Raw genomic sequence first — 14,131 nt, 5'->3', positions numbered from 1 at the left:
TTTTATTGATTACATTCATTATACTTAGTAACACAAAGACTGGCTCGATTGAATGTTCTAATGGAGGGAAAAATATGAAAATTGCATGGGTAACAGATAGTTCGGCATATTTACCGAAAGATGCTAATCATTCCGATTTGTATGTAGTTCCATTGCAAATCAATCACGAAAACACCTCATATAAAGACGGCATAGACTTAACTGCTGAAGGTTTCTACGATTTACTTAGTCGTTCTGAATCTTCTCCAAAGTCTTCTCAGCCAACTGTTTATGATATTGAAAATCTATTTCAAGCTTTAGAAAAAAAATATGACGTAATCATAGCCGTTCTCATCTCACGACAAATTAGTGGCACATTCGACACTGTAGCCTCGGTTGCTAAATCTTTGTCGATTCCTGTCCACTTAGTAGACTCCAAAATCGTTTCATGGCCACTGTACGACCTTATTGAACAAGGTAGGTTATTAGAAAAAGAGGGATTAACCGCTCTCTCAATTAGCCAATCCTTAAATCATAAAGATAATATGTATCACAATAGGATTTTTGTTGCGGATCTCAATCAATTGCTGAAAGGTGGTCGAATCGGAAAAGTAGGCTTTCTGGTGGGGAGCTTGTTAAAAATCCATCCCATTCTCAAGTTTAAAGAAGGAACCATTCAAGTGGCTCATAAAATACGGACTCGAAGGAGAGCCATACTTCAAATGATTAATGATTTTGAACTGCCTTCAAGTGACATGTGGGTGCTGCATTGTGGGGATGAGAAAGTCGCGAACGAAGTGAAGCAACAACTCCAGCTTAAGTTTCCAACTCAGGCAGTAAATATCGGTGAACTTAGCCCAATAATAGCCATACACGGGGGACAAGGAAGTTTTGCGATTGTATCGAAACTCTAAACTTCCTGACTTATTTATCTTTCAAAGGAAAAATCACGGACGCTTAAAAGCGTCCGTGATTTTTTTCATGCGTTTTCTATTTACTCCAAGATCCGTGTGCCCCACTCTTGATTTCGAACGGAACTGAATCACTTGATTGAAATCATCAAAATAAAACTCTACATCATCTTTAAATTTGAACACTTTTGACGTTTCTATATAGTGCAAGTAATCATCTTTTTCTTCCACTAATTCTATTCGTTTCATGTTTGTTACTATTGCTTTGATTTTACTACGTGATTGTAGCCGATTATCTGAATAAGGAATTGGCTCCATAAAATTGCGTTGAATGTCTGTTTGACTTGATACGCTATTCGGTTTGTCCTCAACAGGTTGTAATTGACCATTTGTTACACCCAGTTTCATATATACTCCCCTTCCTATTCACTTATTTATCACTCTATTTTTCAAGAGGAATTTGTGAAGTTCCCTTATATTTCTTTACGATAATCGGCAGTATGATCATCACACCATATAAGACAATCGCAATCCAAAGATTCCCATCCATCGTTCGTAGTGAAGAACCGATGTAATTGAGTACAAACGCTCCGGGAATAATGCCTAAATAAGTGGCGGCCATATATGGTTTCAATTTGACTGAACTTAAACCAAGGGAATAGTTAATGGAATCAAATGGAATTAAGGGGATCAATCTCAAATAAAGAACAACCATAAAGCCATTTTTTTGAATGCTTTGATCAAAACGCTCAATTTTTTTGCCTTTTACAAATCGCTCGATTTTTTCTCTACCTAAGTAACGAGCTACAATAAATGCTAACACCGCGCCGCTCCCGGCACCTATGATATCTAATCCCGTTCCAAGGAATGGACCAAACGTATAGCCACCGAATAAGGTTAAGAGCGTTGCTGGGAAGAAAAATAAGGGTCGTATGGTGTACGCAATAACATACAATACCATACCCCAAATGCCTAATTCCCTAACAGCGTTACTTGTAGCCTCGATATCAATTTTGTCAATTACATCAAAAGCATATAGGACGATCAAACATATAAGTGCAAATCCAATAAACAAGATGATTTTTCGCCATTCTTGCCAAACAGTTTGGGTTTTCATTTACCTAATCCACGTATGGATATATACGTTTTGATCAAATTTTGCACGATTGGTTTTTCAAGAGTACGTGACATATACGTATTAGCGATTTGTTGTAAAATCTGTGCATGTGTCGGATATGGCACCGTCATGCTAGACCATGTTGAAATGGATTTCTTCATACGTTTTGTATAGGCAACGAGCTGCATTAGATCACTTATATGTGGCCCGACTGCTTGAGCATTAATGATATTCCCTTTTTTATCAATGCCAATACGAATAATGACATCTTCCATATTTTCTGTTTTATAGCGATCGATATCTTTCGATGTTACTTGTAAAGTCTCAACAACTTCGTTTTCATTACCGAATAGTTGATACACTTCAGGCGACGTGTAAATAATAGCTGAAAAGTCGAAATAGAGGTCCTTCTTCTTTTTTGGAAATATAATATGTTCGATAACAGCACGAGCTTCTAATCCAGCTGCATGTGTATGAGCATACGTATCGATTACATCACCAATGGCATAAATATGAGCTTTTGTTGTTTGATGTGTATCTGTTACTTTGATAAAGCCTTCTTTCATAGCAACTCCTGCATTTTCGAGTCGCAGAGATCCAATATTTGCAACCCTACCTGCTGCAACCATAATTTCGTCCACCAGCAGTTGTTTTCCATCGTTGAAAATAAGAAGCTTTTGATTTCCTTGAGCTTCGACTCGTTCAACTTGTGCTTGGTGATAGAATGTCATCTCTTTGTCAAAATAACTTGCTGCAGTTGTTCGAATAGAACGATCAAATTGTCCTAGAATTTCTTTGTCACGATTAATAATGTGCACATTCGTTCCAAGTTTCGACATCGCTTGTCCAAGTTCAAGTGCAATAGGTCCCGCTCCAATAATTCCTAATGACTTTGGCTGTTCTTTCAAATGGAATAAAGATTCATTTGTTAAATAGCCTATAGTTTCAATGCCCTCAATGGGTAATTCACGTGGTTTTGAACCAGTAGCTATCACAAATTTCTTCGCGCGAATTCGTTGCCCATTTACTTCAATTTCATAGGGACTGACAAATTTCGCATGTCCGATATAGACGGATACCCCAAGACCTTCAAATCGTTCAACTGAATCATGAACTTGGATCTCTGCTATGACTTTTCTTATATGCTCCGTCGTTTGTTCCCAGGTCATTCCTTGTGTAGATGCATAAATTAAGGACTTTGATGGGACACATCCTGAATGGAGACAATCTCCACCTAGTTTTTCAGTAATATTGACTAGGGCTACATCAACATGAAGCCTAGCCAGTCCAGCGGCTGTATATAAACCACCAGAGCCGCCCCCAATGACGACCACTTTATGTTCTTTCATGATTTTCCCTCTCTTCCTTCGCAAAAGCCGCGAAACGCAAAACCGTACTCAACACTTCTATGATGATAAAAAGTAAGGTTGACCAAAACAGCCATATCGGTGCAAAGATCACCATAATCGAAAGTAAAATAAATCCTTCTGTTCGCTCTGCTAAACCAGTTGCATAATGAAAACTTTTTTTCCCTGAATTCGGTGCCACATTGCCAATCGTTAAAAATAACGTCATTGCAATCAGGATAGAAAACATTAAGATAAGCAACAGAACTGCATGCTCAGGGTATTTGATTGCGAGCACTAAAATAATTCCACCTTCGACAACTCGATCAAACGTAACATCAAGGACGGTGCCTAATGCAGAAGGTTTTGTTTTCCTAGCCATCGTCCCATCCACAGCATCTAGAAAGCCCGACAACCATAAGAAAACAAGACCTAGCCAAATCAAGTCTACATAAATCCACACACTTGCCATAATTCCTATCCCAACAGCAATACCAGTTACAACATTTGCTGACAAATGCCATTTTACAAATGTATCGGCCGTTGTATCTAACAGAGGTTGTATATATGGTTGTCCTTTCGTATCTAACATCCTTACTCCTCCTTCAATACCAGATACAAAGGTTCTGCACTATTTGTTTCTTCCTGCCTTTTAACAAATTGCATTTGCCCATTTGGCAAAGTAACTACTGTAAAATCAACGCCGTATAATTTGATTTCTTTTTCCAAACGAACTGGGATGGATGTGTCACTTGGTTTATTTGACAATGTCCATTCAGAAACCCCAACTATTTGACCCTCTATTTCAATACCCTCATTGAAATACAATTCAACTTCTTCGTCAGACATTTTGGTAAGCACACCCTCTTGCAATAAAAATGTATGATCTGCATACATTTTCGTCTCTTCATAGTTGTGTGTCACAAAAATACCTGCGATATTACGCTGTTTCATTTCATTAAAGATAAGATGTTGAAGTTGTCTACTTAACTTCACATCTAAATTTGCAAAAGGTTCATCCATTAAAAGAACATCCGGTTGATAAACAAATGCACGCGCAATGGACACGCGTTGTTGCTGACCCCCTGAAAGCTCATAAGGAAAACGATTTCCTAGTCCAAAAAGTTCAACTTTTTCCAACCACTTTAATGCTGCTTCATGTCGAGCCTTCTTTCCGACACCCTGGCATTTCAATGGAAATGCGATATTTTGCAAAACCGTCATATGACTAAACAATAGAGGCTTTTGCGTAATATACGCACACATCGTTTCTTTGCTTTTATGAATTTCGCCTGAATCAACTGATGCCATGTCTGCTATTAGTTGCAGTAATGTCGACTTTCCACTGCCCGACTTTCCGAGGATTGTCATGACTTCCCCTTGTTTCAGAGAAAGATTCACATTTTCAAGAACCATTTTACCTTCAAATATTTTTGAGACGTTTCGTAACTCCATCATAAAAACGAAGTCACCACCTTTTTAGAGATTGAGATCAGTAATTTCATCACCAATGCAAATATACCAATCATTGTAATGAGAACGAACACGGACGTATGTACAATATAAAAGTTCGACGATTGCAAGTAAGGAAATAGCAAGGTTGTGACGGTTGGGATTAGTCCTCCACCGATAAACGCTGTAATCGCATACTGACTAAGAGAAATTACTGTTGTGAGCACAACAACTGTATATAAACTGCCGCTTAACAGGGGGAAGTAAACAAATACCCACATCGTTTGGTTGGAACCTTTAAATAATCGTACAAGTGAGGGAATTCCTTTTTCCAGTTCTAAAAATCGATTTTTAAAAATTTGAATGGAGAATGGAAGTGTAACCATTAAATGAATAAGCACCACTCCCATTAAGTGGTCTGGTATGCCTATCAACAAAAGTGCCAATTGGAGTCCGCCCATCACCGCAATGACTGGCAGAATAAGTGGCAATAAGACAAATACATCATGCCATAGCCTAACTTTCCTTGCTAAGTGCCAACCAGCCAGCAGGCCAAAGATGACATTTAATGAGATGGTGATCGCTGTAATCAAGATGGTGTAAGTAAGTGCAAGACCAATTGATGGATCTTCCATAATAAATGAAAACGTCATTTTCCCATTCACAAAAAGCCATACCGTATAGAGCAGCATCATGATGTAGCTAAAGAAAAGTATTCTCTTCATAACGTCTGTCTCCCTTTTCCGTATGCTTGCCGTGTTCGACTTGTCCAAGCTAACAAAGCGATTGTTGAAACAACCAAAGTCAACGCTACCCCAAATAACAAAACATCAATCATGAAACGTTGGGCCAAATCGATGGAATAATAGTATTCGAATATGGTGGGACCGAATAATGGATATACACTACTTCCTATAAGTGCAGGCACCTCATAAGCCGTAATGATAAAAGCAAATAGAATGAGGAAAAGTTCTAGAACTTGCCCTCTAATCGCTACCCATTCAACATGAACAAATTGTTGCCACTTAGTTCCACCAAAGAGGTGAATCAATTGGCGAGATTGAAGATCAAGAGACGTGTAAGTAACGGTTAAATAAAACACCACAAAAGGCACTTCTTTTAACCAATAGGCAAGTAATATTTCTAAAAAACCGAATGTTGGGTGATAAAAATTCATCCACTCATACATACTATTAGCCAATGCCAATACATATAATGCCACAATAAAATGAGGAAAGTAAAAAGCAATCGACAGTCTATCCACTGATGCCTTCAATGTTTTTTGTAAATAGAATCCACGAACGATCCATATACCCGATACGATACTGATGACCGTCGCAACCAAAGCTAAAATCGAAGACCATAGTAAACGAGTCATTGGCTCTACAAAATCTTGCCAAGTTGGTAGAGGATGGACTAGTTCTACTAAGCGCAACATATCAACAACTAATAAAGCGACTGCCAGTAAACTAACAGTTCCAATAATGATGATAAGTATACTTCCAGTTTTATGGACGAACGACATAGTCTCTCCATTCTTTTTCGATGAGCTGAATCATCTCCGCCGAAAAATCACTTTGGCTTTCCCATTCATTTAAATAATGGTCTCCTGTGGATTCAATAGACTTCAACTTTTCTTGTTGGTCAGCCGTTAATTGGTCCACCGCTAAAACAGAGCCATCTCCCCATACGTCACTTTTTAATTTTTCCGCTTGCATTGGAAAATTTGTTAACGCTTCGATCACTTGTAATGCCTTTTCTTTATTAGGTGAATTAAAAGGAATGGTTAAATAATGTGCATTTGTAATCGCTTCACCATTTAAAGCAAGTGTTCGTGTTGATTTGCCGAACGTGCCATTTTCAATAAAAGGAAGAGCGCGTCGCTCGTTAAAGCCCATCGTAAAGTCAACATCATTACTGCCATACATTTGATCAAGTTGTTGCAGTGTTTTCGGGTAATCTTTCCCCTCACGCCATAAATTCGGTTTGATATCAATTAAATAGTCGTAGACTTTTTGGCGCTGCTCAATGCTTGGATCACCTGTTATTTGACCCGGATTCAAGGCATAAACTAGTTGACGAATAAAACCGTTTCCTGTGAAGTCCTTAGCGTCTGGGTACGTAAATCTCCCAGGATTTTTTTGAATCCATGCTGTAAATTCATCGATTGTCATTGGGGGTTGCTTAACATTTTCAGTATTTACTTGGAATGCAAATGAAGTCTTACCCCATGGGATTTCTAATCCGTCAATTGGTTCTCCACTATCCGTTACTACTAGAATTTGCTCAAAACGCTGCGAATTTCCTACATCACTCAAGATATCACCTGATAATAGCTCATTGTCTTTGCCTTGTTTAAAAGCAGCTCCATTAATCCAAATAAGGTCAATTGAACCTTCTTTTCGACCTACAGATTTTTCATTTTGGAGTTTGCTCATGAAATCATTCGTTTCCATGGCTACACGTTTTAATTCAATATCGAATTCTTTCAGTACATAAGGGGCAACGGTTTGATCAATATATTTGTTAATATTTTCATCGCCACCCCACATGTAAAATTGGACAGATTGCCTTTCGTTGCCATTCGCACAACCCGTTAGGACAAACACCAATATAGCTATAAAAAGTAGTTTTTTCATGGTCTCCCCAACTCTCACACAATAACTGTTTACCTAAATAAATCGACGTATTTACCATAGCCTTCTTTTTCAAGATCTTCTTTTGGAATGAAACGCATTGAAGCGGAATTCATGCAATAGCGTAATCCTGTTGGCTCTGGTCCGTCTTCGAAAACATGACCTAAATGCGAATTACCATGACGACTTCTCACTTCCATTCGCTTTGTTCCCAGTGTAAAGTCTTCAATTTCGATGATATTTGCTGTTTCTAATGGCTGAATAAAACTTGGCCATCCCGTTTTAGAATCGAACTTATCAAGCGAACTAAACAGAGGTTCCCCAGAAACGATATCCACATAAATTCCGTCTTCTTCATTTTTATCGTATTCATTATTGAATGCGGGCTCTGTTGCATCATTTTGAGTAACTTCAAACTGAAGATCCGTCAATTTGTCTCGCAATTCTTGCTCACTGTATTTAGTGTATGATTCTATTTCGAGCTCAGATTGATTTGCCCATGTTTTATCTATAAATTGATCACGACCAGAACGGTCACGATAGTATTCATACCGCTGTTCGCTCTTTAAATAATAATCTTGATGATATTCTTCTGCTTCGTAAAATGTCATAGCTTGTCGAATAGGCGTCACCAGCTCACCTTCGAAAATTCCACTGTCTTGCATTTTTTGCTTAGATGTTTCCGCAAGTTCTTTTTGTTGTTCATTTGTGTAAAAAATAGCCGTTGCATATTGAGGTCCACGATCTACAAATTGTCCATCAGCGTCTGTTGGGTCTACTTGACGCCAGAAAACTTCTAGTAATTCTTCGTATGAAATAACTTCCGGATCGAACGTGATAATCACGGATTCCAAATGCTCAGTTTTACCTGAAGCTACGTCATTGTATGCCGGATTCACTTCTTCGCCCCCTGTGTAACCAGACACAACAGACTCAACACCGACTAATTTTTCAAAAGGCGGTTCCATGCACCAGAAACATCCTCCTGCAAAAATAGCCGTTTGTCCCTCGTTATATGAAACTGATTCACTACCATTTGATTTGGCTTGCTGATAATTCATAAATAGAACGAGTCCAATGACAATCGCAATACCGATCAGGGCGACGACGATCCATTTAAGTTTAAATTTCATTTGTTTCACCCTCCGTTAGCGTTTTCACCTATTATTTCATATCCACCTATCATATTGCACATAACAAGACCCTTCAATGTGTTTCGGACACTTGCCTCGAGCTTGTATCGGCTTCCCGAATAGGCATAAGTGTTTTCTGTATCCTTTATTCTATTCTGGAGTTTCAGACGTAATCCAATATTCCTATTTCTGATGAGAAGGTTTATTGATAAAAAATGTCGAAATAAGTAGAATGAAATTTGTAGAGGAGTGATGAGCATGGATTTGGTTTCTGAACAACTGACGGATTTAATAAAAGAATCTAGAAGGATAGCGTTTCAAAATCCATCTCAAGCATATGAAATAGCTTATGAAGCTAAATTAATTGCAGAAAAAAACGATTTCGAAACATCACAAGCTTCTGCTCTATTTGCAATGGGCTTGGCTTGCCGTTCAATGACTGAACTTGAGCGATGTTATGACCATGCTTACGACTCCTATCAATTGTACGAAAAGTTAGAAAACAATAGAGGCATGGCAGAAGCATTAAATTTAATAGGAGTCGTTTATTTTTACTACGCTCAATACGAACAAGCTTTGGAGTACTTTTTAAATGCTTTGTTTCACTTAAAGGATTTAGAAGACTTCTTAGTCAGCAGTCGCGTATACAATAATTTAGGCGAAGTATATCGGGAAGTAGGTAATGAAGAAGAAGCCTTTGCTGCTTTTGAACAGGCACTGCAAATTTCGCAAGACAATCATTTGCAAATGAACGTAGCAGTTATTTTAGAAAACATCGGCGAGATGCATTTTAAAAACTCGAACTTGGATATCAGTTATGACTATTTACAAAAAAGCTATGACATGTTAATTGAGCTTGATGATATTACATCTTTGGCTGAAGTTGAAAATAAAATCGGGAAAATTCATTTCATTAAAAAAGAGTTTGAACAAGCTAGACATTTTTATGACAGTGCGTTGAAACGATTGGAGCACACAGGTAATAAATTCTACACTATTGAAGTATTGGTTAACTTGGCCGAAATGGAGCGTTTGGAAAATGAAAGTTATTTTTTAGATTATCTGAATCAAGCTGTTCAACATGCTGAACAAATACACGCCAGAAAAAAATTAAGTGTAATTTACACTATTCTTACTGAATTTTACGAGGAAAAAGGACAATACCATCTGGCTCTGGACTATTTCAAAAGATATCACATTGTAGAACAAGCCATTGAAACTCAAGTAGTTTCTCAAAAACTTAAAATCATTCAGATTGAATTAAATAAGGTGTTTACTGGGAAAGAAGTAGAACAAATCTCAAAAATGAATGAGCAATTAGAAAATGAAATTGCCATTCAGAAAAAGCTATTAGTTAAACTTGAAAAAGCTAATGTAGATTTAAGTGACGAAGTTTATTACGATGAATTGACAAAAGTAGCCAGTCGAAGAGAAGTCACTAAATATCTTCAAAAAGTTTGGAATGAGGAATCACATATAGATCAAGATATCGCTTTAATGATGTTGGACATCGATTATTTTAAACGCTATAACGATTGCTACGGACATGTGCAAGGGGACGAATGTTTAAAACAGGTTGCAGCTTGCATGAAATCGGCGTTTGGTAATCAAAAAGGCATTCTTGGACGCTATGGTGGTGAGGAATTTGTTTGCTTTACGAATGGATTAGAAGTGAATGAATTGAAACAATTTGCAGAATCAATCAGACAAGCGGTACGAGACTTAAATCTGACTTATCATTTTAACGGAAAAACTCATCCAGTTACCATTAGTGTTGGTGCAATTCATTGCAAGCAATCTCAATTAACTCCGGTGCTCGACATGTATGTAATGGCTGATAATGAGCTTTATCGCGCAAAAAATAATGGACGGAATCGAGTAGAAATTCGCGTCTTGTGATATAAGCATTTTGCGGATTCTAGATCAACTCGTGGTACAGGATTCCTCACTATAGACAGAAGTGTCCTTCTCTGGAGGAATGGTGTACATCTGCAAGCGAATGGACGGAAATGTTACGCGAGTGGACAATAATCTAAGTTGAATGGACGGAAACTGACATTGAATGGACGAAAGATCCATCTCCAATTTCGAAGGTATAACTTTAATAAAAAAGATGACTTCGGAAAAAAATTCCGAGTCATCTTTTTTTATCTTAATATCATAAATACCTATTCTTATTGTTCAATTAAGCTTACTGATACTTTGACATCTAATTTATGACTTCCGCCACGATAGACGCCTTGTACAGGACTGACATCACCATAATCCCGTCCAACACCTACGCGAATATGATTTTCAAGTGATTCCACATTATTGGTTGGATCCAGACCTACCCAGCCAATACCAGGTACCATCACTTCAATCCAAGCATGGCTCGCTGCGTCACCGACCAATGCAGAATTTTCGCCTACATATAGATACCCACTGACATATCTTGCTGGAATGTGTTTAGTACGTAGGATTCCAAGCATGACATGTGCAATGTCTTGGCAAACACCTTTCTTCAAATCAAACGATTCTAGTGCCTTCGTTGAAACGTTCGTAGAAGAGCCATCATACGTAAAACGATTATATAAGTAGCCCATTACGTCAATAGCATACTGTACTGGGTTCGCCATTTGCCCAATATCCGAATCAACAACCTCAATTTGTTCGGGCGTTAAATATGTGTAAGCTGTATTGCTCAAATACGCTAAATAATGACTTCTGAATAAATCAGAATGGAAAATGGCATGCATTTCAGGTGAATAATCAATTCGATGAATCCACGGACTCTTTTGAATGCTCACCACCGACGTTGCCTTTACCTCTAAATGCTTGTGATGATCTGCAATAAAGAATGATTCCACATTATTACCCCAAATGTCTACATGTTCCTTCGTAAGTGCTACAGGCGATATATCTGTGCGGTAGGATAGCAAGCGCTGACACTCATCTGTGCGTGGTTTAAGTCGTATGGAGTTCATACTTTGGTCAACCCATGAATCGTATTCGAAAATATTCGTATGTTCGATCTTGTATTTCATGGATGAAGCTTTTTCAAAATTGAGTTGTTGCGGGATGCCAACTATTTGAGTTTGCTCCTGTTTAGCAACTGGTTCAATTAAATAATATGTTTTAGAGAATATTTGACCGACTGCATTACACTTATTTTGGAATTGATTTAAAAAAGCTAACATATCGTCTGAATTTAATTCTTGAATAGATATTTCGTCAAAATCGTTCTTCAGACTTTCGAGTGCATAATATAATTCTGAAGAATAATGGGCAATCTTCGCGTTTTCTAAAATATCAACGGCAGCTCGGACATGATTCATATTGTAGTGAATCGATCTTGGGAAAGACTCGTCTGCAATTAAAAAAGTTAAAATGGTTTTAGGATCCATTTTTGGACGATTTACTTTTAAGTAAGCTTCGTAGCCATTTAACATTCTTAAGGCAGACAACCACGCATAATAATCGTCCCCTTTATACGATAGCTGTGTTTCTCGTGTTTGTTCACATACAACATTTAATATACGAGCTGTTTTTTCTGCTCGCTCCAACCATTTGCCAATTTTAATCATTCGATATGCCACACTTCGAGACATACCAGACTCTATTATGCCTTGAGCTGTTAATGCTGTCACTTTGACATTGCGCAAAAATGCACGTAATTTATGAATTGAAAACTGCTCTTGTTCTGCTTGATGTGTAAAAAGATATAAATCATTCCAGATTTCAAAAAGCTCGTTTGGCAAATGGTCCCGGCTGATTCGCGCATTTTCTCGTGCCACTCGAATACAACTGAAGATAGAATTTTCATTATCTGAATCAAACGCTAAAAATCGCAGATACTCTTCATCGTGTGCTTCTGGATTATTTTTCAGTTCTTCAAGTTCCTCTTTTGTCGAACATGATTCAAATAATATTTTCCAGTGTTTCCCATCTAACAAATCTTCACTCGAGGTTTCAACCATTTGTGTTAAATGAACGTCTAAAATGCGTGTATTTAATTCAGTACGTTCAATATTTCGTGCCATCCAATAGAGTGAATCTGCTACACGGCTTAACATTAGCTCAATCCCCCAGACTTCATGACCCACGTATCTTTACCACCGCCACCTTGCGATGAGTTTACGACAAGGGAACCTTTTTTCAATGCCACTCGAGATAGACCACCTGGGAATACATGCGTTTCTTTTCCTCTCATCACAAATACACGTAAGTCCACATGACAAGGGTAAAATTCTTCCCCTTGATAGGCTGGAGCTCTTGATAATTTGATGGTCGGTTGTGCAATATATTGATGAGGTGTTTCAAGAATTTTCTCTCTGAATCTCTCGATTTCTTCTTCTGCTGCATGTGGTCCAATAAGCATATCATATCCACCAGAAGCTCCTACATTTTTGACCACTAATTCGTGTAAATGTTCTAACACCCATTCTCTTTGAATAGGATCCTCTAATCGATAGGTTGTAACGTTTTTAATGATTGGTTCTTCATTTAAGTAGTAACGAATCATATCAGGTACATATACATACATCGCTTTATCATCTGCAACACCATTACCTATGCCATTTAAAATGGCTACATTCCCTAATCGATACGCATCTAATAATCCTTTAACTCCTAGTGTCGAATCTTCAAGGAAGGCGTCAGGGTCTAAATAGTCATCATCAATACGACGATAGATGATATCTACACGTTCAAGCCCACGAATTGTTTTCATATAAACAATGTTGTTTGTGACAATTAAGTCCCGGCCTTCAACCATTTGTAATCCCATTTGCTGTGCTAAAAACACATGGTCATAATACGCTGAATTATAAGTTCCAGGAGTTAGTAAAACTGCACGAGGATTTGCAATTCCTTTAGGTGCGTGGTCCATTATCGCTTCATGTAAAAAAGTTACTTGATGTTCTAGTGTTTGAACAGAATGTTTAGCAAAGAACTCTGGATAAACTTGACGCATCACGTAGCGATTCTGATAGACATATGAAATTCCCGAAGGATTTCTCAAATTGTCTTCTAGCACTAAGTATTCGCCATTTTCATCTCTAATTAAATCAATACCAGCGAGAAAAATATGATTATTTAACGGAATTTTAATTCCTTTTATTTGTTTAGCATAATAATAAGGGTTTTCTTCAACCAGATTTCGTGGAATGATACCATCCTCAATAATTTTTTGGTCATTGTACACATCTTGCAAAAAACAATTTAACGCTTCAGAGCGCTGAACCATGCCTTTTTCTATAATATCCCAGTCTTTTGGCGGTATGATGATTGGAACGAAATCAAACGGCATCGTCCGCTCAGCACCCACATTATTATGATAGACCGTAAAGGTTATACCTTGTCTTAAAAAAGATAGTTGGGCTGTTTCATGTTTTTCTTTAAGTTCTTCAACAGAAAAATTTTTAATCATATCATAAAACTTTTCATAATGGTCCTTCGGTTTTCCACTTGCCTTCAACATCTCATCAAAAAATGGTTCTACTTTATACGAAGTAAACATGTCAACACCCTCTCTTGATGTATAGTAAGAAAATTATGAATATAGTAACTTTAGTGT

The 14,131-nt window shown here is 37.7% G+C and carries 13 protein-coding genes; 2 read left to right on the top strand and 11 right to left on the bottom strand.

Going from position 1 to position 14,131, the window contains the following annotated elements; translation table 11 throughout:
* The first annotated feature begins 74 nt into the window (after nucleotides 1-74).
* Entirely contained in the window at nucleotides 75-893 is an 819-nt protein-coding gene (locus tag ACFPYN_RS16230; RefSeq protein ID WP_377735604.1) for a DegV family protein, read from the top strand.
* A gap of 33 nt (nucleotides 894-926) precedes the next feature.
* Here ACFPYN_RS16230 and ACFPYN_RS16225 read toward each other — a convergent pair whose 3' ends face one another.
* The 9 genes from ACFPYN_RS16225 to msrB are packed head-to-tail and all read right to left on the bottom strand — an operon-like array spanning nucleotide 927 to nucleotide 8,574.
* A complete protein-coding gene (locus ACFPYN_RS16225) occupies nucleotides 927-1,298 on the bottom strand; it encodes a DUF1499 domain-containing protein (RefSeq protein ID WP_377735603.1) in 372 nt (123 codons plus the stop codon).
* 34 nt (nucleotides 1,299-1,332) lie between these two features.
* Nucleotides 1,333-2,007, bottom strand: coding sequence for a TVP38/TMEM64 family protein (locus ACFPYN_RS16220; protein ID WP_377735602.1), 675 nt, complete (start codon nucleotides 2,005-2,007; stop codon nucleotides 1,333-1,335).
* Complete coding sequence (locus tag ACFPYN_RS16215; RefSeq protein ID WP_377735601.1) at nucleotides 2,004-3,356, bottom strand: dihydrolipoyl dehydrogenase family protein; 1,353 nt, start codon at nucleotides 3,354-3,356, stop codon at nucleotides 2,004-2,006. The genes ACFPYN_RS16220 and ACFPYN_RS16215 overlap by 4 nt, the downstream gene beginning before the upstream one ends.
* On the bottom strand, nucleotides 3,343-3,945 hold the full coding sequence (locus tag ACFPYN_RS16210; RefSeq protein ID WP_377735600.1) for a CDP-alcohol phosphatidyltransferase family protein: 603 nt from the start codon (nucleotides 3,943-3,945) through the stop codon (nucleotides 3,343-3,345). The genes ACFPYN_RS16215 and ACFPYN_RS16210 overlap by 14 nt, the downstream gene beginning before the upstream one ends.
* Before the next feature lie 2 nt (nucleotides 3,946-3,947).
* A complete protein-coding gene (locus ACFPYN_RS16205; protein ID WP_377735598.1) occupies nucleotides 3,948-4,811 on the bottom strand; it encodes an ABC transporter ATP-binding protein in 864 nt (287 codons plus the stop codon).
* Complete coding sequence (locus tag ACFPYN_RS16200; protein ID WP_377735597.1) at nucleotides 4,808-5,530, bottom strand: ABC transporter permease; 723 nt, start codon at nucleotides 5,528-5,530, stop codon at nucleotides 4,808-4,810. The genes ACFPYN_RS16205 and ACFPYN_RS16200 overlap by 4 nt, the downstream gene beginning before the upstream one ends.
* On the bottom strand, nucleotides 5,527-6,330 hold the full coding sequence (locus tag ACFPYN_RS16195; protein ID WP_377735596.1) for a hypothetical protein: 804 nt from the start codon (nucleotides 6,328-6,330) through the stop codon (nucleotides 5,527-5,529). Before ACFPYN_RS16195 ends, ACFPYN_RS16200 begins: the two co-directional genes overlap by 4 nt.
* Nucleotides 6,314-7,444 (bottom strand): ABC transporter substrate-binding protein, encoded by a 1,131-nt coding sequence (locus ACFPYN_RS16190; protein ID WP_377735594.1) that lies wholly within the window; start codon nucleotides 7,442-7,444, stop codon nucleotides 6,314-6,316. Before ACFPYN_RS16190 ends, ACFPYN_RS16195 begins: the two co-directional genes overlap by 17 nt.
* Before the next feature lie 29 nt (nucleotides 7,445-7,473).
* Nucleotides 7,474-8,574 carry a peptide-methionine (R)-S-oxide reductase MsrB gene (msrB, locus tag ACFPYN_RS16185; RefSeq protein WP_377735593.1) on the bottom strand — a complete coding sequence of 367 codons (1,101 nt, stop codon included), beginning with the start codon at nucleotides 8,572-8,574 and terminating at the stop codon, nucleotides 7,474-7,476.
* 258 nt (nucleotides 8,575-8,832) lie between these two features.
* Between msrB and ACFPYN_RS16180 the strand changes: the two genes are divergently transcribed.
* On the top strand, nucleotides 8,833-10,473 hold the full coding sequence (locus ACFPYN_RS16180) for a tetratricopeptide repeat-containing diguanylate cyclase (RefSeq protein ID WP_377735592.1): 1,641 nt from the start codon (nucleotides 8,833-8,835) through the stop codon (nucleotides 10,471-10,473).
* A gap of 275 nt (nucleotides 10,474-10,748) precedes the next feature.
* Here the strand turns inward: ACFPYN_RS16180 and ACFPYN_RS16175 are convergent, their stop codons facing one another.
* Together ACFPYN_RS16175 and ACFPYN_RS16170 are read right to left on the bottom strand one after the other, a co-directional pair.
* On the bottom strand, nucleotides 10,749-12,629 hold the full coding sequence (locus ACFPYN_RS16175; protein ID WP_377735591.1) for an alpha-E domain-containing protein: 1,881 nt from the start codon (nucleotides 12,627-12,629) through the stop codon (nucleotides 10,749-10,751).
* Nucleotides 12,629-14,074: a circularly permuted type 2 ATP-grasp protein gene (locus ACFPYN_RS16170; RefSeq protein ID WP_377735590.1), complete on the bottom strand. Its 1,446-nt coding sequence runs from the start codon at nucleotides 14,072-14,074 to the stop codon at nucleotides 12,629-12,631. The genes ACFPYN_RS16175 and ACFPYN_RS16170 overlap by 1 nt, the downstream gene beginning before the upstream one ends.
* Nucleotides 14,075-14,131 lie beyond the last annotated feature (57 nt).

Origin of the sequence: Paenisporosarcina macmurdoensis (assembly GCF_042658845.1) — a bacterium.
Taxonomy (GTDB): Bacteria; Bacillota; Bacilli; order Bacillales_A; family Planococcaceae; genus Paenisporosarcina; species Paenisporosarcina macmurdoensis.
This window is presented reverse-complemented; position numbering and strand designations above follow the sequence as displayed.

Coding starts and splice junctions, on each gene's coding strand:
- ACFPYN_RS16230 (WP_377735604.1), top strand. CDS start 75: ATGAAAATTGCATGGGTAACAGATAGTTCGGCATATTTACCGAAAGAT.
- ACFPYN_RS16225 (WP_377735603.1), bottom strand. CDS start 1,298: ATGAAACTGGGTGTAACAAATGGTCAATTACAACCTGTTGAGGACAAA.
- ACFPYN_RS16220 (WP_377735602.1), bottom strand. CDS start 2,007: ATGAAAACCCAAACTGTTTGGCAAGAATGGCGAAAAATCATCTTGTTT.
- ACFPYN_RS16215 (WP_377735601.1), bottom strand. CDS start 3,356: ATGAAAGAACATAAAGTGGTCGTCATTGGGGGCGGCTCTGGTGGTTTA.
- ACFPYN_RS16210 (WP_377735600.1), bottom strand. CDS start 3,945: ATGTTAGATACGAAAGGACAACCATATATACAACCTCTGTTAGATACA.
- ACFPYN_RS16205 (WP_377735598.1), bottom strand. CDS start 4,811: ATGATGGAGTTACGAAACGTCTCAAAAATATTTGAAGGTAAAATGGTT.
- ACFPYN_RS16200 (WP_377735597.1), bottom strand. CDS start 5,530: ATGAAGAGAATACTTTTCTTTAGCTACATCATGATGCTGCTCTATACG.
- ACFPYN_RS16195 (WP_377735596.1), bottom strand. CDS start 6,330: ATGTCGTTCGTCCATAAAACTGGAAGTATACTTATCATCATTATTGGA.
- ACFPYN_RS16190 (WP_377735594.1), bottom strand. CDS start 7,444: ATGAAAAAACTACTTTTTATAGCTATATTGGTGTTTGTCCTAACGGGT.
- msrB (WP_377735593.1), bottom strand. CDS start 8,574: ATGAAATTTAAACTTAAATGGATCGTCGTCGCCCTGATCGGTATTGCG.
- ACFPYN_RS16180 (WP_377735592.1), top strand. CDS start 8,833: ATGGATTTGGTTTCTGAACAACTGACGGATTTAATAAAAGAATCTAGA.
- ACFPYN_RS16175 (WP_377735591.1), bottom strand. CDS start 12,629: ATGTTAAGCCGTGTAGCAGATTCACTCTATTGGATGGCACGAAATATT.
- ACFPYN_RS16170 (WP_377735590.1), bottom strand. CDS start 14,074: ATGTTTACTTCGTATAAAGTAGAACCATTTTTTGATGAGATGTTGAAG.